This is a genomic window from Streptomyces sp. NBRC 110611, from assembly GCF_001590865.1.
Taxonomy (GTDB): domain Bacteria; phylum Actinomycetota; class Actinomycetes; order Streptomycetales; family Streptomycetaceae; genus Streptomyces.
Map to the genome: position 1 here is coordinate 86,623 of NZ_BBUY01000011.1, position 21,838 is coordinate 108,460.

A 21,838-nucleotide genomic window follows, 5' to 3' on the forward strand; every position below is an offset into this window, starting at 1 on the left:
GGGCCGGTGTGTACTCGTGATCTCCACCAACTACGCACCCGAACACACCGGCATCGGGCCGTACTCGACCCAGATCGCCGAGCACCTCGCCGCCTCCGGCGCCGACACCCACGTCCTCGCCGGCATGCCGCACTACCCGGCCTGGCGGGTGGCGGAGGAGTACCGCGGCCGGTGGCGGATCCGGGAGCGCCGCGGCGGGGTGACGGTCCACCGGCGACGGCACACCGTCCCCGCCCGGCAGACCGCCGCCCGCCGTGCGCTGTTCGAGGCGAGCGTCCTGGCCCACGGCGCCGCCGCGCCACCACCGGTGCGGCCCGACGTGGTGCTCACCCAGATACCCACCCTGGCCGGGGGAGTGCTGGGCGGCCGCCTGGCCCGCCGCGCCGGGGCACCGCATGCCGTGATCGTCCAGGATCTGATGGGGGCGGCCGCCGAGCAGAGCGGCATCCGGGGCGGGGGCCGGGCGGCCGCCCCGGCCGCGGCGGTCGAGAGCCGAATCCTCCGCGCGGCCACGGTCGTCGGGGTGGTGCACGAGTCCTTCGTGGACCGGGTCACCGCCATGGGAGTACCCCGCTCCCGGGTACGCCTGGTGCCCAACTGGTCCCATGTACGGGGCCCGAGCGGCGACCGGCGGCGGACCCGGGCGCGGCTGGGCTGGGCGGCCGGCGAGACCGTACTGCTGCACGCCGGCAACATGGGCCTCAAACAAGGACTGGAGGTCCTGGTCGAGGCCGCTCGGCTCGCCGACCGGGAAGCCGCCGGGGTACGCGTCGTGCTCATGGGAGACGGCAGCCGCCGCGCACATCTCCAGCGCCTCGGCACCGGGATCTCCTCGCTGTCCTTCCTGCCGACCGCGGACACCGCCGACTTCCCCGACGTACTCGCCGCCGCCGATGTGCTCGCGGTGACCCAGCGGGCCGCCGTCCTCGACATGAGCCTGCCGTCCAAACTCACCTCGTACTTCATGGCGGGACGGCCGGTGATCGCCTCGGTGGCCGCCGAGGGCGGGACCGCCCAGGAGGTCCTCCGCTCCGGCGCCGGGGCGGTGATCACACCGGAGGACCCCCGGGCGCTGCTCGCCGAACTCCGCGCACTCGCCGCCGACTCCGCACGGGCCGCCCGGCTCGGCGCCCGCGGCCCCCAATACGCCGAGCAACGGCTCAGCCGCCGGGCGGGCCTGGCCCGCGTCACCGACCTGCTGCACTGCGCGGCGGCCACGGCGGGCGGCGGCCGGTAGGCGGCGGCCAGGCCGGGCGGCAGCGGTCGTGAGACGATCGCCGGCAGCCCGGCCGGGACCGCCAACGGCGCGGCAGGGGACGGAGGTTGAGGCCCGCCGCCGCCTCACCCGACCCGCCTCGCCGACCGGTACCACCGCTCCAGCTCATCGGCCACCGCCGCCAGCGAGAACTCCGCGTCCACCGCGGCCCGCCCCGCCTCCGCCACCCGCGCCCGCAACGCGCCGTCCTCCAGCAGCCGCAGCACCGCCTCCGCCAGCCGTTCCGGCGTGCCATCGGTCACCACGGCCGCCCCGCGCCGCCGCAGCGCCCCGGCGATCCCGCAGCTGTCCGTACAGACCACCGGCGTGCCCACGGCCAACGCCTCCAGTACGCCCATCGGAAACGGCTCCGCCACGCTCGGCAGGACGTACACGGTGGCCTGCGCCGTCCGCCGCACCGCCGCGTCATGGCCCAGCGCGCCGCCGTACCGCACCACCGAGGCCAGCCCCTCCTCGGCGATCAGCCGCCGGACCGCGGGCAGCCGTCCCTCGTCCGCGCCGTGCAGGGTGAACGACACCTCCGGCCGCTCGCGATGCACCAGCGCCGCCATCCGTACGAACGCCTCGGGCCGCTTGCGTCCGTGCAGCCGGGCCAGGAACAGTACGTCCGCCGGCCTCCGCCGCACCGCCGGCGCCGTGGCACGCACGCCGTTGGGGAGCCTGACGAGCGGCGGCCCGCCCACTCCCAGCACCTGCCGCAGTCCGGTCTCCTCCGGCCCGGTCAGCACCAGCACCGCGGCCGCCCGGCGCAGCAGCGGGACGTACACCCGGTCGAAGAGCCGGGCGACGGCCGTACCGCGCGGCTGGACCATGCCATGGGTCTGCGCCAGGAACGGCCGACGCCGCGCCACGGCCACCATCAGCGCGGCCAGCGACACCAGGTCACGTCCGGCGTGCAGATGCAGGACCTCGGACCGGCCCGCCCGGCGCCACAACAGGGGCAGCAGACCCGGATGGAACAAGCCGAGGAAGCCCTGCCCGGGGACGAGCGTACGGGCGGTCCGCGCGTGCAGCGGCACCCCGTCCACCGTGTGCGGCGGCGCGCCCCGCCCGCGCCACAGCGACACCAGCCCGACGTCGTGCCCCCGTGCGGCCAGTTCGCCCAGCTGCCCGGCCGCCACGCTCACCGGGCCGCCGTACGCTCCGTCATCGCTGACCAGGGTGACGACATGGGTGATCCTCACCGGCCACCCCCGGCGGTGTGCACGGTCCCCGGCGGGACGTCCCGGTGGGCGACCGCCCCCGCGCCGACCACCGCACCCGCGCCGACGGTGACCCCGCGCAGCACCATGGCGCGGGCCGCCACCCAGGACCCGGTGTCCAGTCGGATCGGGCCGTTGTCGAACTCGAAGGTGGGCGAACGCCGTTGATGGCTTCCGGTGCAGAGCACCGCCTCCTGGGAGACGCACACATCACCGGCCAGGGTGATCGGCTCCAGATTGATCAGCCAGGCGCCCTCGCCCACCCAGACGTCGTCACCGATCGTCAGCTTCCACGGCCACTGCACCCGCACCCGGTGCCGGATGAGCACCCGCTCCCCGATCCGGGCGCCGAACGCCCGCAGCAGCACGGGCCGCAGCCGCGGCGGGCACCACCACTTCACGAACACCACATGGAGCACCGTGAACCAGGCGGCCTGCATCAGCAGACCGCGGCCCTTGTCGTAGCCGGCGCCGCTGAAGCCGCGCAGCCGGCGGGCCGGGCCGGGGGCGGTCACCGGTCCACCCGCACCCGGTGGCCGCGACCGGGCCCGGAGAGCTCGTCCGCCAGCCGCCGTACGTCGGACTCCACCATGATCCGCGCCAGCTCGTCGAACCGCACCTTGGCCGACCAGCCCAGCAGGCTCCTGGCCTTGGACGGATCGTCGATCAGCGCGTCCACCTCACTGGGCCGCTCGTACTTCGGGTCGAAGCGCACACTGCGCTCCCAGTCCAGCCCGACGGTGCCGAACGCGGCCTCCAGGAAGTCCCGTACGGTCGCGGCCACGCCCGTCGCCACCACATAGTCGTCCGGTTCGTCGCGCTGCAGCATCCGCCACATCGCCTCGACGTACTCCGGCGCGTAGCCCCAGTCGCGGACCGCGTCGAGGTTGCCCAGGTACAGGTGCTGCTGAAGGCCCGCCCGTATGCGGGCCACCGCGCGGGTGATCTTGCGGGTCACGAAGGTCTCCCCGCGCCGTGGACTCTCATGGTTGAAGAGGATCCCGTTCACCCCGAACAGGCCGTAGGCCTCGCGGTAGTTGACCGTGGACCAGTACGCCATGACCTTGGCGCAGCCGTACGGGCTGCGCGGATGGAAGGGGGTCCCCTCGTGCTGCGGCGGCGGGGTGGAGCCGAACATCTCCGAGGACGAGGCCTGGTAGAGCCGGGTCCGGACCCCGCTGGCGCGGATGGCCTCCAGCAGCCGCAGGGCACCCAGACCGGTCACATCGCAGGTGTAGAGCGGCGCGTCGAAGGAGACCCGGACATGGGACTGGGCGCCGAGGTTGTACACCTCGTCGGGCCGCACCTCGCGCAGCAGGTTCACCAGCGCGACCCCGTCGGAGAGGTCCACGTGGTGGAGCAGCAGCCGCCGGTCCGGGAGGTGTGGATCCTGGTAGATGTGGTCGATGCGCCCGGTGTTGAAGCTCGACGAGCGCCTCATCAGCCCGTGCACCACATAGCCCTTGCTCAGCAGCAACTCCGCCAGATACGAACCGTCCTGCCCGGTGACGCCGGTGATGACCGCGGTCTTGGACATGGCTTCCCCCACGCGAACTGATAGGTGCGGTTTTCCGGAACGGCCGGTGGATGTATCGGGTTTACTGCCACAATCCGCCGCATGGACGACTTTCTGCCCCCACCCGCCCGGGTCTTCGTCGCAGGTCACCGCGGCCTGGTGGGCTCCGCCGTGACCCGGCGGCTGACCGCCCAGGGCTACCGCGTACTGACCCGGACACGGGCCGAACTCGACCTGCGCGACGCCCGGGCCACCGCGGCGTTCCTCCGGAGAGCCCGCCCCGACGCGGTCGTCCTGGCGGCCGCCAGAGTCGGCGGCATCATGGCGAACAGCACGCACCCCGTCCCCTTCCTGGAGGACAACCTCACGATCCAGCTCAGTGTCATCTCCGGCGCACACCATGCGGGCATCCCGAGGCTGTTGTTCCTCGGATCGAGCTGTATCTACCCCAGGCACGCGGTCCAGCCCATCACCGAGGACGCCCTGCTGAGCGGGCCGTTGGAGCCCACCAACGAGGCATACGCCATCGCCAAGATCGCCGGCCTGGTCCAGATCCGGTCCTACCGTCGGCAGTACGGTGCGTCCTTCATCTCCGCCATGCCGACCAACCTCTACGGCCCAGGCGACAACTTCGACCCGGCCACCTCGCACGTCCTGCCGGCCCTCATCCGGCGGTTCCACGACGCGAAGGAAGCGAAGCTCACCGACGTCACCGTCTGGGGCACCGGAACCCCACGGCGCGAATTCCTGCACGCCGACGACCTGGCATCGGCCTGCGAGGTGCTGCTGCGCCGCTACGACGGCGACGCTCCGGTCAACGTCGGCTGCGGCGAGGACCTCACCATCGCCGACCTTGCCGCCCGTGTCGCCGCCGCCGTGGGCTACCGCGGACGGATCACCTTCGACCCGTCCCGCCCCGACGGTACCCCGCGCAAACTCCTCGACATCAGCACCATCCGCGCCCTGGGCTGGGCACCGGCCGTCCCGCTGGCCGAGGGCATCGCCCAGACCTACCGGGCGTGGCGCTCCGCACCCGACACGCCGGCCTGAGCCCACCGGAGCCGGGCGGTACGCACCAGGGGCGTGCCGGGTGCCACCGCGGTCAGTACGCACCGCGCCCGTCCACCACGGCGCGTACGGTACGGGCCAGCAGGCCGATGTCGCGGGCGTAGGACCAGTTGTCGACATAGCTCAGATCCAGCGCGACGGTCTCGTCCCAGGAGAGCTCGGACCGCCCGCTGACCTGCCACAGACCGGTCAGCCCCGGCTTCACCGACAGCCTGCGCAGCTCCGTCCCGTCGTACCGCTCGACCTCCTCCGGCAACGGCGGCCGCGGACCGACGAGCGACATATGACCGGCCAGAACGTTGAACAGCTGCGGCAGTTCATCCAACGAGAAACGGCGCAGCACCCGGCCCACCCGGGTCACCCGGGGATCCCGCCGGATCTTGAACATCGCGCCGTCCTGCTCGTTCACCGACTCCAGCGCGGCCCGCATCCGGTCGGCGGTGACCACCATCGTGCGGAACTTCCACATCCGGAACGGCATCAGCTCCCGGCCGACCCGGATCTGCCAGTAGAACACCGGGCCGCCCGTGGACAGCCGTATCGCCGCCGCCACCATGACGAAGACGGGGGACAGCAGCACCAGCAGGAGCAGCGCCCCCAGCCGGTCCGTGACCCCCTTCCACAGCACCGGCAGCCCCCGTCTCGCCGCCGGTGCGATATGCAGCACCGTCAGCCCCGCCGCCTCCGCCAGCCGGACCCGATGCTCCGCCACATCGACCAGCCCCGGGAGCACGGCCAGATCCAGGCCGTGGTCGTGCAGTGCCCAGGCGACGCGGCGCACCCGCCCGGCCGTCAGCCGCCGCCCGGGCACCACCAGCACCAGATCGGCGTCGAGCGCGGCCGCACACCGCAGCACTGTCTCCCCGTCCCGCGCCGCCCCTTCAGGCGCGTCCCCGTCGCAGGCCAGCCTGCCGGGCACCGGGAGCGCCGCCCCGCCGGGCTCCTCCCCGACCAGGCAGCTCCCGATCACGACGTACTCATGGTCGGTGCGCCGCGTCAGCCGCGCCAGCACGAGGTCGACGGCGCCCGCCTCCCCTACGACCAGCACCCGGCGCAGCGCCCGCGCACGCCGGCGGGCGGCCATGAGACACCGGTGGACGAGCGTGCGGCGGACCACGGCCACGGCCAGACACGGCACCAGCGCGACCACACAGTCCGCGAGGGCGACCTCGATCCGTGCCGCGACACAGGCGACGGCCAGGACGCCCAGCATGGTCAGCCAGTCGCACAGCACCGGCAACACCGCCCCGGTTCCTGCCGGTTCACCCCTGCGGTAGCGATTCCTCACCACCCCCACGACCAGCCACGCCGCGCCGGCCGGCACGGCCATGAGCAACGGCTGAGGCCACGGCTGCGGATCCCTCGCCGCGGCACAGAGCACGCCGACCGGAACCGCCGCGGCAAGCCCGTCCATGACCAACGCCGCCTGTATCAGCCGCCGTTCAGAACCACTGCCGCCCCTGCTTCCGCCCCCGCTTCCGCCTCCCCGCCCCGGCGCGCATGTACGATCCCGCTCAGTGGCCCCGGCGGGCGGTGCGGCCACCCGCGGCCCGCCGGTAACGAACAACCCCATGGCCCCCCACTCGGTCGTTCCCTCATGTCCGGTGCGGCCGGACCCCCCTGGCGCATGGCCGCGTCCGTGTTGGACGTGAACGTTAGAGGACGTTGCGCCCGACTGCTGCGGTTTACCTATTTTGAGGGTTCTTGTGGCCGCTTGTTGAGAGCTTCCGCTTGGTGAGAGCTTCCACCCGAGTGCGGCTCCGCCCGGCCGGGTCGGACAGGCCCTAAGGCTCGATGTCGAGCACGTCTGCCACCGGGCGCCGGGGCGTAGCGGGGCCTGGGGGGCCGTACCCCATGCGCAGCACCATCTGCACGTACCCCGTTCCGGCCACGGGATCGCGCAGCGGCCAGCGAAGATCACGCCATTCGACGGCCTGGGTGGCGGGGGAGCTGACCATTCCCTCAAGGGTGGCGCGCAGCAGGACGCGTTCCATGGCCTGCCCGGCCCGCAGCCAGTCCGCGGGGCGATCGCCGGCCGTGCTCAGCACGGCCAGATGAGGGGAGCTCTCGAACGCCGCGGCACCGCGGCCGGGCACCGGCCTGGCGCCCGCGAAGTCACGCATGGGGGCCCGGCCGCCCCGTTTGCGTGGTCCGAAGGCGTGCTCCGGGACTCCCGACCCGACCGCGTCCGTCGCCGTGGCGGCCGTGCGCGTCCAGCGCAGCAGTTCCTCGACCCGTACGCGGTCGGTGAGGTTGCGTGCCTCGGCCTCGGCTGCCAGTTTCAGCACCCATTGCAGATGCCACCCGGTGGGAAAGTCGAGTACGCATCCTTCCCGGCGGGCGGCGTCGAGCAGGGCGGACCGGACAGCCTCGGGTATGTCGGTTTCGTCGAACGGGTAGCGGCTGGTGTGCCGGCGGTGAACCGCCGGATACAGCTCGTCGAGGTCGCTCTCGCTGCTGCCCAGGCCGGTCAGCTGCACCGTGGCGAGGAGTGCGGGGTCCGTGGGGTCCGGAAGCAGCCGGGTCGCCGGATACCAGCCGGAATGGGACACCGCGACCCGCAGGTTCAGCAGCGCCGCGCCGCAGCCGATGTGGAGGGCCCGGGTGTCGGGGTCGGCGTACGGCAACGCGCGATCGAGGTCCGCGCGGAGATCGAAGATGCGGTCGTGCCGGTGGTAACGGAAGTGCCACGGCTGGGCGTTGTGCATGGACGGGGCGGTGGCCGCGTCGTCGGCGAGCGCCATGATGCGTTTCTCGGAGAGCAGTTGTGTGGTCACTGGAGGCTCCCTCGGCTCTCACCACTTCCGTCGGTCACCGCTGTCAGCCGGTGTCGATGCGCCGTCCCGTCAGCTGCCGGGGCTCGACCAGGATCCAGAGCGGGCGTTCGCCGCCCGCCCATGGCTCGGAGTGCGCCTGCTCGCTCAGCCGTCGCACCGTGTCGGGCTCGGTGACGCTCCGTGCCCGTCCGTGGACGAGGACGCTCCACCCCTGACTCATGGCCTCGTCCACGTGATCGACCTCGAACGCGACATCGGAGTCCGCGGCCGCCGCCGGAACGGTGCCGGGCGCGGTCCGGAAGGCGATCGCGCCGTCGATGACCTCGTAGTTCACCGGGAGCACCGCCAGTCCGTCCGGCGTTGCCACGGCGATGCGCCCCACACCATGCGTGCCGAGCCGCTCCCGGCATTGGTCGGGGTCCAGCTCCCGGAGCTCGGGGTGGCGGGCGGCCGGTCCTTCGCCGGGCGGCAGATCGGCACCACCGCCGCGCAGACGGGCCACCGTGGTCCCCAGAGTGCCGGCGAGGGCCGTGAGCGTGGCGAGGTCCGGGTTGGCCGGCCGCTCTTCGACGTAGGCCAGATAGGGCGCGCTGATGCCGGCGCGTCCGGCCAGCTCCGCGCGGGTGAGCCGCTGCCGTCTGCGTTCATGGGCCACGCGTCGGCCGATGTCTCCGGGGTCGAGCGGCCGGCGGGTCGGCCTGCCGTTCCCCGGGGGCTCCGCTCCGGGATGTTCGCCCTCGGGCTCGGGCGCGTGCTCGATGTGGTGGATGTGCGCGTCGGGCCCCGGGAACACCAGCGTCACGTCGTTCGTGTCCGACCAGCGCACGTCGTAGGGCGGGGTGCCGTCGTCGTGATGAATGCCGATGATCTCGCCGTCCCGTCGGGTCGCGCCCGTGGCCGGACTCTCGACAACGAGCTGATCGCCGATGTGCGCCCGCATGGTCATCACCGCTCTCGAATGCGCTCTTCTCCAGCGTGCGCCTCCAACGTGGCATACGGCACGCCGACGGCATGGGCCCGGAGAGCCCTTATCGAGGGGCCGAACGGTCCTGATCCGCCGACGGGGGCCGGTTGGACCCTTCAGGTGAGCCCGGAGCGGATGAGGATGGAGGTGGACGAGGGAGAAGGACATGGAACACCGAACCGTCGGAGAACTCATGACCAGGGACGTTGTCCGGGTACGGCCGGACATGCCGTTCAAGGAGATCGTCAGGACGCTCGCGGAGAACGATGTCACCGCCGTCCCGGTGGTGGACGCCACGGGACATCCGATGGGGGTGGTCTCCGAGGCGGACCTGCTGCGCAAGTCGGCCGATCAGGGCGATCCGTCCGGCCTGACGCCGATTCCGCACCTGGAGGCCTGGGAGCGCGCCAAGGCCGAAGGCGCGAGGGCGGAGGAGCTGATGTCCGCTCCCGCGGTGTGCGCGAGAGCGGACTGGAACGTGGTCGAGGCAGCCCGCCTCATGGAGGTCCAGAACGTCAAGCGGCTGCCCGTCGTGGACGAGACCGACAAGCTGGTGGGCATCGTCAGCCGCCGCGACCTGCTCCGGATCTTCCTCCGGCACGACGACGCCATCCGCGAGGAGATCAAGCGGGATGTGCTGGACCGGACCCTGCGCCTGGCTCCCTCCGGAGTGACCGTCGAGGTGCGCGACGGGCAGGTCACGCTGAGCGGATCCGTCGAGGCCAAGAGCCTGATCCGGGTCCTCGACCGGCTGTGCCGAAGCGTGGACGGCGTGGTCTCGGTCGCCGAGCACTTGCGCTACGGGACCGACGACACATGAGCCGCCGCGACGGAGGCCACCAAGGCAGGAAGGGGCCCGGGCAGCAAGGAGGCGGTCATGCCGCACACCCCGCACCGTGTCAGTGACGTGATGACACAGACCGTGGCCGCGGTCGACCGCGCGGCCCGGTTCAAAGAGATCGTCGAGACCATGGAACGGTGGCAGGTCAGCGCTCTGCCGGTGCTGGCGGGGGAGGGCCGGGTCGTCGGAGTGGTCTCCGAAGCCGATCTGCTGCCCAAGGAGGGGTTCCGGGAGTCCGATCCGGACCGTCTGGAGCAGCTGCGGAGCGTGGACGACGTCCGCAGGGCGGAAGCGGTCACGGCGGGTGAGCTGATGACCAGCCCCGCGCACACCGTACGGGCCGACGCCACGCTCTCCCAGGCCGCTCGGATCATGGCACGGAAGTCCGTCAAACGGCTGCCGGTGGTGGACGCGCATGGGCTGCTGCGCGGCATCGTCAGCCGCGCCGACCTGCTGAAGGTGTTCCTGCGCTCGGACGAGGACCTGGCGCAGGAGGTCCGCCGGCACATCGGTGAGCTCTTCGCCGCACCCGCCAGGGATCTGAACGTCTCGGTGGCCGACGGGGTCGTCACACTCGGCGGGCGCGTCCGGGACACCTCGCTCGTCCCGGTGCTCGCGCGCCTCGTGCGGTCGGTGGAGGGGGTGGTGGACGTGGAGTTCGAGGTGACCGGCCACGATCCCGTGCGGTCGGGACCGTCCGCCCCGGACCGGCGGACGCGGCGGTGGTGAGACGGAGCGGTGGCCGCCGGCCGGACGTCAGCCCAGAAGCGCTGCCGCGTGATCGGGCACGTACCTCTGCAGGTCCCGGGGCGGGCGTCGGTACCCGGTGGCCGGCGGCCGCGGCGGCAGTTCGAGCACCGGCGGGGGGATCTCGTGGTACGGCACGGTGGACAGCAGGTGGGCGATCATGTTCAGCCGGGCCCGGCGCTTGTCGTCGCTCTCCACGACGTACCACGGCGCCTCGGCGATGTCGGTGTGCACGAACATCTCGTCCTTGGCCCGTGAGTAGTCCTCCCAGCGGGTCAGCGACTCCAGGTCCACGGCGGAGAGCTTCCAGCGCCGGGTGGGGTCCTTCAGCCGGCGCCGGAAGCGCTGCTCCTGCACCTCGTCGCTGACCGAGAACCAGTACTTGCGCAACAGGATCCCGTCCTCGGCCAGCAACCGTTCGAAGACCGGGCACTGGCGGAGGAACCGCTGGTACTCGGCCGGAGTGCAGAATCCCATCACCCGCTCCACACCGGCCCGGTTGTACCAGCTGCGGTCGAACAGCACGATCTCGCCCGCCGCGGGCAGATGCTCCACATAGCGCTGGAAGTACCACTGGGTGCGTTCACGCTCGGTGGGCCGGGGCAGCGCCATGATGCGCGCCACCCTCGGGTTGAGGTACTGGGTGACGCGCTGGATGGTGCTCCCCTTGCCGGCCGCGTCGCGGCCCTCGAAGACCACGACGAGCCGGGCGCCCTCGGCGCGCACCCACTCCTGGAGCTTCACCAGCTCGGTCTGCAGCCGGTACAGCTCGCGCTCGTACACCGGCCGAGGCAGCTTCCCCCGCTCGTCGTCGCCGTGCTTCGCCATGCGACGACGGTACGAGGAAACGCCCCGCCCAGCTCAGGGGCGAGCCCGGCCCGCCGCCGATCGGGCGAGGGAGAGCCGGGGGACCGGGTGGGCCGGACGGGACGGACGGAACGGGTGGAACGGGCGGGCCTCGCGGACGACGGTCCCGTGCGAGGTGCCGCACGATGCCGGAAGCTGGTGGCAGAGCACGAACGCGCGCGGCAGCGCCGGGGGCGCCGGCCGTTCCATTCGCCTGGTGGAGGTGGCCATGGGCAGCCCACCCGAGGAGCACGGCCCGATCGTCGTCGGGGTCGACGGATCGGAGTCGTCCAAGGAAGCCCTGCGCTGGGCGGTGCGTCAGGCGGAGCTGACCGGGTCCGCCGTCCACGCGGTGATCGCGTGGGAGTACCCGCCGCTCTACGGTTCCATCGGCTGGCTCGACGCGCCGCAGGAACTCGGCGGGGACATGAAGGCATGGGCCGGCCAGGCTCTCGACGGTGCCATCAGAGAGGTGGTGAAGGCGGGCGAGGCTTCCCGCGTCAAGGCAACCGTGGCGTACGGAACGGCGTCCGCGGTGCTGCTCGACGCGGCCCGGGGGGCCTCCCTCCTGGTCGTCGGCAGCCGGGGCCATGGCGGGTTCACCGGGGTGCTGCTGGGATCGGTCAGCCAGCACTGCACCCAGTACGCGCCCTGCCCGGTGGTGGTCGTGCGGGGCACGGACCGGTGAGACCGGCCCGCGGGAAACCGGCGGGTGACCAGCGGCCGCCCCGGACCGCCCCGGACCGGACCACCACCTGCACAGGCACTCCGGGCTGGGCGAAGATAGCCCCATGGTTGTGACGATGGAGTGGACTCGATGCGCGGGAGAACGGCCACTGTGGCCGTCGGGGGGCGGCAGGAGGCCGGTCCGGTGAGTGCGCCGCTGTATCAGCTGAAGGCGGAGTTCTTCAAGAGTCTGGGGCACCCGGTGCGGATCCGGGTGCTGGAGCTGCTGAGCGAGCGTGAGCACGCGGTATCGGAGATGCTGGCGCGGGTGGAGGCGGAGCCGGCGTACCTCTCCCAGCAGCTCGCGGTCCTCAGGAGAGCCAATCTGGTCGTCACCCGCAAGGAAGGGTCGACCGTCTACTACTCGTTGACCAGTCCTCATGTGGCCGAGCTGCTGCAGGTGGCGCGCACCATCCTCACCGGGGTGCTGACCGGTCAGGCCGATCTCCTGGCGGATCTGCGGGCCGCCACACCGGAGCGCAAACCGGGCCGCGCGCCGTCGTAGCCCGTCAATCGGCGGCGCGGGGAACCAGCCGCTGCGAGAGAGTGTCACAGCAGACGTGTCGATCCATCCGCAGCACGTTCAGCATGCACACCCCGACGTCACCGCAGGCCACATGGTGGTCTGCGGTGACGACGCCCTCGCCCACCGGCTGGCCGCCGAACTACAGGAGATCTACGGCCAGTCGGTGGTACTCGTCACCCCGTCACCCGGCTCGGCCGGCGGAGCGCGCTCTTCGCCGATGAGCCCGGGCAACGGACGTGTATCGGCACTGCGCGAGCGGTTGACGGCCGCCATGACGCGGACGACCCGTTCAGAAGCGGGAACCCCGCACACCATGGAGGCTCCCGAACCGGACGAAGCGGTGCTGGCCGAAGCCGGGATCGGACGGGCCGTAGCTCTTGCGCTGGTCTATGACGACGACGAGACCAACATCCGGGCCGCGTTGATCGCCCGCCGCCGCAACCCGCGTATCCGGCTCGTCATCCGCCTGTACAACCGCAAGCTCGGCCAGCATCTGGAAGAACTCCTCGACCAGACCGCCCTGGTCGTCACACCGGGCCTGGATCCGGCGGAGCTGGACGCGTCCACGACGGTGCTCTCCGACGCGGACACCGCGGCTCCGGCCCTGGCCGCCACCGCGGTCGCCGGCAGCAGCAAGGTCGTCCAGGCCGACGGGCTGCTGCTGCGCGCCGCGGAGCGCACCCCGCCCGGCCGAGGGGAGATCGCCGACCCGGGACTGTGCACCCTCGCGCTCCTCTCGGCGACCACCAGCGACCCGGCGGGCACCGAAGGTTCGGACGGCAGCGGGGACGAGGCGCCGCGCCTGCTTCCGGACGACAGCAGTGTGGCCGCCGCCACGGGCCGCGGCACCGTCGTCCTGGAAGCCGTCTCCTACGCCGGCCCCTCGACCCCCACAGGCCCCCTGGCCGGCCGCTCGGTCTCCCTCGGCTCCCTCTTCTCGCGCCGACTGCGGTGGTCACTCGCCGGAGGGGCCGCCGCCGTCCTCGCGCTGGCCGTCACCTCGTGGATCGTGACCGGCGACGACCCGCGCCACGCCGCCTACATCACCGTGCTGGACCTGCTCGCCATCGACGACCCCGCCATCGGCGAGGAGACCGGCCGCCAAGTCCTCCAACTCCTGGCCGGAATCCTCGGCCTGCTGCTCCTGCCCGTCATGGTCGCCGCCGCCATCGAAGCCCTGGGAACCTTCCGCACCGCCTCCCAGCTGCGCAACCCGCCCCGCGGACTGTCCGGGCACGTCGTCCTCCTGGGGCTGGGCAAGGTCGGCACCCGTGTTCTCGCCCGGCTCCGGGAACTCGACATCCCCGTCGTCTGCGTCGAGGAGGACCCCGAGGCCCGCGGCCTCACGCTCGCCCGACGGCTGCGGGTGCCGACCGTGATCGGAGACGTGACGGAAGAAGGCGTCCTGGAGGCCGCGAAGATCCACCGAGCACATGCCCTGCTCGCCCTCACCAGCTCCGACACCACCAACCTCGAAGCCGCCCTGTACGCCCGCTCCGTCAAGCCCGATCTGCGGGTGGCGCTGCGCCTGTACGACGACGGCTTCGCCACCGCCGTCTACCGCACCCTCCGCACCGCCCACCCGAGCGCCCTCACCCGGAGCCGCAGCGTCTCCACCCTCGCCGCGCCCGCCTTCGCCGGGGCCATGATGGGGCGTCAGATCCTCGGTGCCATACCCGTCGAGCGCAGTGTCCTGCTCATCGCCGCGATCAGGGTGGCCGGCCACGCACAGCTGGAGGGGCGCACCGTGGGCGACGCCTTCCGGCCCGGCGCATGGCGCGTACTCGCCCTGGACGCCGCCCCGCCGGCCGACCGGCTCCCCGATCTGGCGGCCCCCCGCCGGCACAACGCCGAGGACCAGCCGGCCGGGCTGGTCTGGGACCTGCACCCCGGCTACGTCCTCCAGCCCCAGGACCGGGTCGTCCTGGCAGCCACCCGCCGAGGCCTGGCCGAACTCCTCAGGCGTCCGGTACCCGGCGGCGTCGACGGAGCGGGAGACGGAGTGGGAGGGTGATCACCTCGGGGAAACTCACTGGCGAACGCGGGCTCTCACGGCTGAACATGGTACGCATGAGTGACCAACCCGCACGATGGAGCCGGGCAACCATCCACCCCGACATGTGGGCCGACCCGGGGGACGACCCGCGCCACAGCGAAGGAGCCGGCCCGGACGGCGAGCTCGCGACGCTACAGGACTTCCTGACGGGCTACCGCATGACGCTGCGGATGAAGTGCGAGGGCCTGGACGCCGAGCAACTGGCGCGCCGGTCGGTTCCGCCGTCGACGATGTCGCTGCTCGGCCTGCTTCGGCACCTCGCCGAGGTGGAACGGGACTGGCGGAACTGGATCAGTGCCGGTGACCCACTGCCGAGGCTGTACGGCGCGAAGGACGCGGACTTCGACGGAGTCGTCGCCGAGCAGGCCGAGGTGGATGCCGCGTACTCCGATCTGGAGCGCGAGCAGGCCGCGACCGATGCCGCGCTGGCCGAGCACTCGGACCTGGGCGCGCGTCTGGGGAAGGACGGGACCTCGGTTCGGGAACTGATGGTGCACAGGATCGAGGAGTACGCCCGCCACTGCGGGCACGCCGATCTGTTGCGCGAGCGCATCGACGGCCGGGTGGGCCAGTGAGCCAGGGACGGCGGGGTCAGCGGTAGTCGGGGTTGGGGAAGTCGAAGCGGCAGCCCGCCTCCCACTGCGAGCGCTGGTTTCCGTGGGCCGGGATGCCGCCGGCGTCCTTCAGCAGTCGGGCCAGGTGGAGCAGGTTCCACGTCATGAACGTGGTGTTGCGGTTGGTGAAGTCGTTCTCCGGGCCGCCGGAGCCGGGGTCGAGGTAGGACGGGCCCGGACCGGCTTCGCCCACCCAGGCGGCGTCGGCCTGTGGCGGGATGGCGTAGCCGAGGTGCTGGAGGGAGTAGAGGACGTTCATCGCACAGTGTTTGGCGCCGTCCTCGTTCCCGGTGATCAGGCAGCCGCCGACGCGCCCGTAATACGCGTACTGGCCCTGGTCGTTGAGGAGGCCGGAGCAGGCGTAGAGCCGCTCGACGACCCGTTTCAGCACGGAGCTGTTGTCGCCGAGCCAGATGGGGCCGGCCAGGACCAGGATGTCGGCGTCCATGACGCGCGGGTAGAGCACCGGCCATTCGTCGCTGCGCGCCCCGTATTCGGTCATGTCGGGGTAGACGCCAGGTGCGAGGTCGTGGTCGACGGCACGGAACTCGTCGACGCGCACGCCCTGTTGCTCCATGATGCGGCGGCTGATGTCGACCAGTCCCTCGGTGTTGCTGGTCTCGGGGGAGGGTTTGAGGGTGCAGTTGATGAACAGCGCGCGCAGGTCCTCGTAGCGGCGGCCGGGGCCAGTGTCGTCGCAGCCGGCGGCCGTGGAGGGGGCTGGGGTGGCGGAGTGGGCCATGGGGATCCGTTCACGGTGGGGAGGGCAGGCTGCTCTGCGGCGTGTCGACGAGCAGGGTGAGGACGTAGGTGACCGGGTGGGTCGAGGGCAGGCCGATGTCCTCCGGGCGGGCCAGGTCCGGTTCGGCGCGGAGGCAGAGGGCGACCGGACCGTGGCCGCTGACGGTGTAGTCGAAGGTCTGGAGATCGCTGAAGCCGGCGATGCGGCCTTCGTTGGGGAGGCGCCCGTGGCCGGTGAGGGTGCTGTGTGCGCGGTGCGGAAGCCTATCGGCGGTGCCGGTGGGATGGCAGTCCGGGCCGGTATGCGGCTTCCACTGGGCGGGACCGCCCGGGAGCTGGATCTGGACGCGGGCGCCGTCGGGGACGCTCTGCGGGCGCCAGGTGCCGTTCCACCACCACAGGTTGTCGTGGTGTACCTGGGTGAACACGTAGGGGTGCCGGTGAGTGCCGGGATCGGCGGGGACGGCTGTGAGCGGTGGCGGTGGCGGGGGATCGGCGGTGGGACCCGCTGTGGCGGGTGCGGGGATCTGGAGGAGGCCGGCCAGGACGGCGACGGCTGCGAGGCGGCGGCTCATCGGGCTGCGCCGCCGGCGCGGGACGGGTTGCCGGGGGTGCCGGGGGGCGGGTTGATGAGGAGGTTGCCCATCATGCCGTTGTCCTCGTGGGGGAGGATGTGGCAGTGGTAGACGGTCTTGCCGGGCGCGTCGGGCCTGAAGTACGTGCGCAGGGTGAACTCCCCGTTGGGCGGGACGCGGAAGGTGTCCCACCAGATGTCCGGGTCGGTCTGCCAGGTGGTGTCCCCGGGCGGGATGCCCTTGACGTCGATGACCTGGAACGGGTTGACGTGGATGTGCATCGGGTGCTGGAAGACGTCGGTGACGTTGACGAACCGCCACTCCTCCACCGTCCCGGCCTCGACTTCCGTGTCGATGCGGTCCGCGTCGAAGAGCTTGCCGTCGATGAAGAAGCGCACGCCGGCTCCGGACGCACCGGAGATGTCGCCGGTGAGGGTCAGGGTGCGGCGGCGGGCGACCGGCAGAGCGGGCATACGCGGGGGTTCGACCAGGCGGTGCGGGATGGCGCCGGACGTCTTCCGGCCGGTGACCTCCAGGGTGCCCAGTTCGATGGTGGGGCGGGGGCCGCCGGGGTGACCCTGGTCGTAGGGCCGCGTAGATGCGGTACCGGCCCGGGGCGCCGCCGCGTACGACGAACTCGGCGCGGTTGCCGGAGCCCAGCATGAGGTGGGGCACCGGCCGGGTGTGCCCGAAGGGGATGCCGTCCTGCCCGATCCAGTGCAGCGTGTGGCCCTCGACGTGCAGCCACATCGACCGGTGCGGTGCCGCGTTGAGTACCCGCCACCGCTGGGTCTCGCCGGGCCTGAGGGAGACGGTGGGCCGTAGTCGGCCGTTGAGCGGGAACTGCATCCGGCTGGGCACGGCCGGGAGCGTGGTGAACGGATCATCGCCGCCCGTGGGCAGGATGAGTGCGGTGGGGTTCTCGCCGTTGCCGTCGAGGCGGAGGGCGTTGATGACGATGGTCCGCTCGCGCATGTCGGCGATCTCGGGCACGCGGTCGACGGCGCCCTCGACCACGATCGGGCCGGCCAGTCCGGACCACGCCTGGTGGGTGGTGGAGCCGTGGTAGTGCGGGTGGTACCAGAACAGGCCCGTCGGCTGGTCCTCGGGCACGTCGTAGACGTACTGGTGGGACTGGAGCGGGGCGACGGTCACGTAGATGTTGTCCGCCTGGCCGGCCGGGGAGACCTGGAGTCCGTGGGTGTGCAGATTGATGGTGACGGCCTGCTGGAGCAGCGCGCTGTCGTCCATGGCCACCGGCACGCCGGTGTTCACCATCCGGTTGCGCAGCAGGATGCGGACGCTGTCACCGGGGCGGATCCGCAGGAGTTCGCCGGGCAGACGACCGTTGTAGGTGTCCAGGTGCAGCCGCTGCCCGCCCACGGTGGGGCGGGTGGTGGCCACGGTCAGGGTGTGCTCCAGCAGACCGGCGCGACTGCGGACCTCGGGCAGATCGGGCAGCGGCGGCCCGTCCACGGCCCGTCCGCTCGTGCCCGTTCCGGGGACGGCCCCGGTGAAGGCGGTCAGCGTGGCGCCCGTACCGACACCGCCCAGTCCGCGCAGCACGCTGCGCCGCGCGATGCTCCGGGCATGATTCATCCCTGCGCTCCCGTACGTCTCGGTAGCTCTCATATGACGGGATGACTGCCCCGCGGCCGGCGCGATCGCTTTCCGAAACGCCGGGCATTCCCCCAGGCGGGCGTCCCGTATGCCCAAGAAGGGGGGAAGCGGCGACGCGCCGGCGCTCTCGGCCTCACCAGCGCTTGCTCAGGCCCGCGGCGCTCAGGCCAGGGCGAAGTAGCGCAGCCAGAGGTAACCGGCGGAGAGCAGCACGGTGGCGGCGGTCACGACGAGGCCGTACTTGGTGAACTGCCAGAAGGAGATGGGCTGGCGGTTGCGTTCGGCGATGCCGAGGACGACGACGTTGGCGGAGGCGCCGATGGCGGTCGCGTTGCCGCCGAGATCCGCCCCCAGGGCGAGGGCCCACCACATGACGTGATCGCCGGCACCGCCCATGGCGTCTACGAGGTCCTGGGTCACGGGCGCCATGGTGGCGACGTAGGGGATGTTGTCGACGATGCCGGAGAGGGCGGCGGAGGCTCCGAGCAGGACCATGGACCCGCCGGCCTCGTTGCCGCCGATGGCGTCGGCGAGGCCGTTCGCGACCTGCTTGATGACGCCGGTGTCGATCAGCCCGCCGATCATGATGAAGAGACCGGCGAAGAAGGCGAGTGTGGGCCATTCGACCTCGCCCAGGACCTCGCCGGTCTCCACGGCGGAGATCGCGACGAGCAGCCCCGCCCCGAGCAGGGCGACGACGCTGGGCTCGTAGTGCAGCACGGGGTGCAGGACGAAGCCGGCCACCACCAGGGCCAGGACGACCAGGCCCTGTACGAGCAGCCGCGGGTGCTCGATGGCTTCGCGCTCTTCGAGCGCCATGATGTCGGCGGCGCGGTCCTCGTCGTAGACGAAGGTCTTGCGGAACAGGAACCGGCACACCGCGATCAGGACGACTATCAGGACCGCGCTCAGCGGCGCGAGGTGGACGAGGAAGTCGTTGAAGGTCAGCCCGGCCCGGCTGGCGATGATGATGTTCGGCGGGTCGCCGACGAGGGTCGCGGTGCCGCCGATGTTGGAGGCGAGGACCTCGGCGATCAGGAACGGCGCCGCGGGCAGCCCGAGCCGCTCGCACACCAGCAGGGTGACCGGGGCGATCAGCAGCACCGTGGTGACGTTGTCCAGCAGTGCCGAGGCGACGGCGGTGATGACTATCAGCATGGCCATCACCCGGAACGGTCTGGCCCGGGCTCTCTTGACCGACCAGATGGCGAGGTATTCGAAGAGTCCGGTCTTCTTGAGTACGCCGACGATCATCATCATGCCCATCAGCAGGAAGATGACGTTCCAGTCGACGCCCGAGTCCTCGGAGTAGAAGGCGGAGACATCGTCGGTGGCGCCGATGGCGAGCATCAGGCCGGCGCCGCCGAGGGCGGCCGCGACGCGGTGGATCTTCTCACTGATGATCAGGGCGTAGGTGCCGAAGAAGACGACGATCGCCGCCCAGCTGTGCCAGTCGTTCATGTCGCTCCAAGGTCTATCCGGCGGACTGCAGGAGGCGGTTGAGCAGGTGCGCGGCGGTGATGACGCCGAGCAGGTGGATGCCGTCGTCATCGCGGTCGGCGACGGCCACCAGCGGGCTGCGGGTGATGGCCATGAGGGCGGCGACCTCGATGGCGGTGTCATCGGGTGCGGCGATCGGGGGCGGCGCCGCGGAGTGGGGAAGACAGTCGCCCACCTGGCGGCCGCGCAGGTTGTCGCAGAGGCGGTCGGCGTGCTTCTCGTCGATGACGGCGGCCAGGGTGGGGTCCTCGATCACATAGGCCGGGACCAGCACCTTGATGAGCTGGGAGGCGGGCAGGATCGCCTGCGGCTCGTCGTTGTCGTCCAGGACGAGCAGACCGGGCAGCTTGTGCTCGGCCATCAGCCGCGCCGCGGCCACGGCGTCGGTGGTCAGGCGGACGGATTCGTAGTCCTGGGCCAGGTCGCGTGCGCGCACAGTGGGCCTTCCTCATACAGGGGGAGCGGGCCGGAACTCGGCGGGGACAGCACGGCGGAGGGGAGAGGCCTCTGCCGTACGGACAGGGCGGTCGTGATCCGCCGCAGAAGTGATCCAGCAGGCGGTCGGATCCTGTTCGACCGCCTCGCGGGCAGCCGGACAGGCATCGTCGTCGGCCGGCACGGGCGCACACGGACGGACAGCGCTGTGCCGCCCGCGTGCGCACAAGGCCGAATCCCCTACTCGCGTCCCGTTGCGCCGACGGCGGGCACCGGGTCGCGGTCGCGGTGTCGAACCTTCCGCGCCTCGTCATTGTCGTCGGGTATGCCGACGAGGTCGTCGACGTGGAACATGCGGGCGATCGGCACATCCGTGCTGCTGTGCGCGACGATCGAGAAGGCGATGCACACCGCGATGAGGGTGAACGCCTCCTGGCCCTGGGGAATCCCGGCCTGCAGGACCAGCAGGCCGTAGACGACGGACGCGAAGCCCTTCGGCCCGAACCATGCCGCGGTCAGCTTCTCCCGTCGCGTGAAGCGCGTACCGATCAGGGACAGCAGCAGCGAGGCAGGACGGATCAGGATGATCGCCAGCACGACCGCCGCATAGCCGCCCAGCGACAGGTCCGCGAACAGACGCGGTGTCAGCAGCGCGCCGAAGACCAGCAGCGCCGCGAACTTGGCCAGCTCCGCCAGCGCCTCCCCGAGCGGCTCGAACGCCTCCTTCGCCTCCGGGGAGACGTGTACCAGCACCGCCCCGGCGGAGAACGCGGCGAGGTAGGGGTTGGCGTGGGTGAGGTGGCAGGCGGCGTAGAGGATCACGCCGATGGCCAGCGGCAGCAGCGGCTGCAGCTTGGGCTCCGCACCCAGCAGCCGCAGCCGTACCACCTGGGAGACCAGCAGCGGTCCCACGATGCCGAAGCCCAGGCCCATGGCCAGCTCCAGGGCGATCCCGGAGGCGTCCACCGACGCGTGGGCCCCGGTGGACGCGGCCGCGATCAGGATCAGTACGACCGGAAGTGCCAGGCCGTCGTTGATGCCGCTCTCCACGTTCAGCAACTGACGGAGTTTGGCGGGGACCTCCTTGCGCCCGACGATCGCGGAGGCGAAGACCGGGTCGGTGGGCGCGAGTACCGCCCCGACGAGGAAGGACGTCGTCCAGTCGAGCCCCACCAGGAAGTGGGTGATCAGAGCCATCCCGACGAAGGCGAGCGGCATCCCCAGACCCAGCGCACGGGCCGGGTTCTTCCAGTTGGCACGCAGCTTGGGGAAGGAGACGTGCATGCCGTCGGTGAACAGCACGGCGAACAGGGCGAGGTCCGCCGTCACGGACACGATCTCGCTGTCCGGAGTGATGTGGATCAGGCCGAGAGCCCCGTCGCTGACCAGCGCCCCGCCGACGAGGAAGAGGAAGGTGGTGGACAGGACGGTACGGGCGGCGAGCCCGGAGAGGAGAACCGCGATGAGCAGTGCGACGCCGAAGACAGCGACGAGCACCATGAGACGAACCCCCGATCGGTTACCAGATCAACTGTTTGTTGACCGCCGACCAGACTTCCCGGCTCACCACCCGCAAACTTACACGACTCTTACGCTTTGTTGACACAGTCTTCGCGCTTGCGCGTGCCGTTCGGCGGCGCGGCTTGCCAGGAGATCTGCGAAAACCCTGACGCTGACGACGGCCGATCCGTATCGTCAGCGAACGCCGGCGCATTCCCGCCCCGAGCGCACCTCCGTGACCACTCACCCCCACGCGACCGCCCACCCTCCCCACGCGACGACTCGCCCTGACACCACGACTCGTCCTC

General features: G+C 71.7%; 21 protein-coding genes and 1 pseudogene. 8 read left to right on the forward strand and 14 right to left on the reverse strand.

Annotated elements, in window-relative coordinates; translation table 11 throughout:
- Positions 1-16: 16 nt before the first annotated feature.
- Positions 17-1,237 carry a glycosyltransferase gene (locus AZE13_RS22290; protein ID WP_066935016.1) on the forward strand — a complete coding sequence of 407 codons (1,221 nt, stop codon included), beginning with the start codon at positions 17-19 and terminating at the stop codon, positions 1,235-1,237.
- Positions 1,238-1,341: 104 nt separating this feature from the next.
- On the opposite strand, the gene AZE13_RS22295 is transcribed toward AZE13_RS22290, so the two are convergent.
- The 3 genes from AZE13_RS22295 to gmd are packed head-to-tail and all read right to left on the reverse strand — an operon-like array spanning position 1,342 to position 4,015.
- Entirely contained in the window at positions 1,342-2,460 is a 1,119-nt protein-coding gene (locus AZE13_RS22295; RefSeq protein WP_066934791.1) for a glycosyltransferase, read from the reverse strand.
- Positions 2,457-2,993 carry an acetyltransferase gene (locus tag AZE13_RS22300; protein ID WP_066934793.1) on the reverse strand — a complete coding sequence of 179 codons (537 nt, stop codon included), beginning with the start codon at positions 2,991-2,993 and terminating at the stop codon, positions 2,457-2,459. Before AZE13_RS22300 ends, AZE13_RS22295 begins: the two co-directional genes overlap by 4 nt.
- Entirely contained in the window at positions 2,990-4,015 is a 1,026-nt protein-coding gene (gene gmd / locus AZE13_RS22305) for a GDP-mannose 4,6-dehydratase (protein WP_066934796.1), read from the reverse strand. Before gmd ends, AZE13_RS22300 begins: the two co-directional genes overlap by 4 nt.
- Before the next feature lie 81 nt (positions 4,016-4,096).
- Between gmd and AZE13_RS22310 the strand changes: the two genes are divergently transcribed.
- Entirely contained in the window at positions 4,097-5,044 is a 948-nt protein-coding gene (locus AZE13_RS22310; protein ID WP_066934799.1) for a GDP-L-fucose synthase family protein, read from the forward strand.
- 52 nt (positions 5,045-5,096) lie between these two features.
- Here AZE13_RS22310 and AZE13_RS22315 read toward each other — a convergent pair whose 3' ends face one another.
- The 3 genes from AZE13_RS22315 to AZE13_RS22325 all read right to left on the reverse strand — a co-directional run bounded on the left by AZE13_RS22315 (position 5,097) and on the right by AZE13_RS22325 (position 8,779).
- A complete protein-coding gene (locus AZE13_RS22315) occupies positions 5,097-6,476 on the reverse strand; it encodes an exopolysaccharide biosynthesis polyprenyl glycosylphosphotransferase (protein ID WP_066934802.1) in 1,380 nt (459 codons plus the stop codon).
- A 370-nt stretch (positions 6,477-6,846) separates the two neighbouring features.
- Positions 6,847-7,839: an Acg family FMN-binding oxidoreductase gene (locus AZE13_RS22320; protein ID WP_398780194.1), complete on the reverse strand. Its 993-nt coding sequence runs from the start codon at positions 7,837-7,839 to the stop codon at positions 6,847-6,849.
- A 43-nt stretch (positions 7,840-7,882) separates the two neighbouring features.
- Positions 7,883-8,779 carry a DUF1918 domain-containing protein gene (locus tag AZE13_RS22325; protein ID WP_066935024.1) on the reverse strand — a complete coding sequence of 299 codons (897 nt, stop codon included), beginning with the start codon at positions 8,777-8,779 and terminating at the stop codon, positions 7,883-7,885.
- A 190-nt stretch (positions 8,780-8,969) separates the two neighbouring features.
- Here AZE13_RS22325 and AZE13_RS22330 point away from each other — a divergent pair, with 190 nt between their 5' ends.
- Both AZE13_RS22330 and AZE13_RS22335 read left to right on the forward strand, forming a co-directional pair.
- The gene (locus AZE13_RS22330) at positions 8,970-9,623 is read left to right on the forward strand and encodes a CBS domain-containing protein (RefSeq protein WP_066934804.1); all 654 of its coding nucleotides are present in this window, start codon (positions 8,970-8,972) and stop codon (positions 9,621-9,623) included.
- 57 nt (positions 9,624-9,680) lie between these two features.
- Positions 9,681-10,373 (forward strand): CBS domain-containing protein, encoded by a 693-nt coding sequence (locus tag AZE13_RS22335; protein WP_066934807.1) that lies wholly within the window; start codon positions 9,681-9,683, stop codon positions 10,371-10,373.
- A gap of 27 nt (positions 10,374-10,400) precedes the next feature.
- Here the strand turns inward: AZE13_RS22335 and ppk2 are convergent, their stop codons facing one another.
- On the reverse strand, positions 10,401-11,219 hold the full coding sequence (gene ppk2 / locus AZE13_RS22340; protein ID WP_066934809.1) for a polyphosphate kinase 2: 819 nt from the start codon (positions 11,217-11,219) through the stop codon (positions 10,401-10,403).
- A gap of 247 nt (positions 11,220-11,466) precedes the next feature.
- Here ppk2 and AZE13_RS22345 point away from each other — a divergent pair, with 247 nt between their 5' ends.
- The 4 genes from AZE13_RS22345 (at position 11,467) to AZE13_RS22360 (ending at position 15,120) form a co-directional block, all read left to right on the forward strand.
- Entirely contained in the window at positions 11,467-11,925 is a 459-nt protein-coding gene (locus AZE13_RS22345) for a universal stress protein (RefSeq protein ID WP_066935027.1), read from the forward strand.
- Positions 11,926-12,108: 183 nt separating this feature from the next.
- On the forward strand, positions 12,109-12,468 hold the full coding sequence (locus AZE13_RS22350) for an ArsR/SmtB family transcription factor (protein WP_066935030.1): 360 nt from the start codon (positions 12,109-12,111) through the stop codon (positions 12,466-12,468).
- 112 nt (positions 12,469-12,580) lie between these two features.
- Positions 12,581-14,503, forward strand: a complete 1,923-nt coding sequence (locus AZE13_RS22355; RefSeq protein ID WP_066935032.1) for an NAD-binding protein — start codon at positions 12,581-12,583, stop codon at positions 14,501-14,503.
- A gap of 47 nt (positions 14,504-14,550) precedes the next feature.
- Positions 14,551-15,120, forward strand: a complete 570-nt coding sequence (locus AZE13_RS22360) for a DinB family protein (RefSeq protein ID WP_079124277.1) — start codon at positions 14,551-14,553, stop codon at positions 15,118-15,120.
- 16 nt (positions 15,121-15,136) lie between these two features.
- Here the strand turns inward: AZE13_RS22360 and AZE13_RS22365 are convergent, their stop codons facing one another.
- The 7 genes and pseudogenes from AZE13_RS22365 to AZE13_RS22400 form a co-directional block, all read right to left on the reverse strand.
- Positions 15,137-15,901, reverse strand: a complete 765-nt coding sequence (locus AZE13_RS22365) for a flavodoxin family protein (RefSeq protein ID WP_079124265.1) — start codon at positions 15,899-15,901, stop codon at positions 15,137-15,139.
- Positions 15,902-15,911: 10 nt separating this feature from the next.
- Positions 15,912-16,475 carry a hypothetical protein gene (locus tag AZE13_RS22370; RefSeq protein WP_066934812.1) on the reverse strand — a complete coding sequence of 188 codons (564 nt, stop codon included), beginning with the start codon at positions 16,473-16,475 and terminating at the stop codon, positions 15,912-15,914.
- Entirely contained in the window at positions 16,472-16,948 is a 477-nt protein-coding gene (locus tag AZE13_RS37565) for a multicopper oxidase domain-containing protein (protein WP_066934814.1), read from the reverse strand. Before AZE13_RS37565 ends, AZE13_RS22370 begins: the two co-directional genes overlap by 4 nt.
- Positions 16,949-17,066: 118 nt before the next feature.
- Positions 17,067-18,107, reverse strand: a pseudogene (locus AZE13_RS39285) (multicopper oxidase domain-containing protein); the annotation flags it as partial.
- Positions 18,108-18,257: 150 nt separating this feature from the next.
- Positions 18,258-19,556: an SLC13 family permease gene (locus AZE13_RS22390; protein WP_066934822.1), complete on the reverse strand. Its 1,299-nt coding sequence runs from the start codon at positions 19,554-19,556 to the stop codon at positions 18,258-18,260.
- Positions 19,557-19,569: 13 nt separating this feature from the next.
- A complete protein-coding gene (locus AZE13_RS22395) occupies positions 19,570-20,031 on the reverse strand; it encodes a CBS domain-containing protein (protein ID WP_066934825.1) in 462 nt (153 codons plus the stop codon).
- Positions 20,032-20,270: 239 nt separating this feature from the next.
- Positions 20,271-21,530: a cation:proton antiporter gene (locus AZE13_RS22400; protein WP_066934828.1), complete on the reverse strand. Its 1,260-nt coding sequence runs from the start codon at positions 21,528-21,530 to the stop codon at positions 20,271-20,273.
- Positions 21,531-21,838 lie beyond the last annotated feature (308 nt).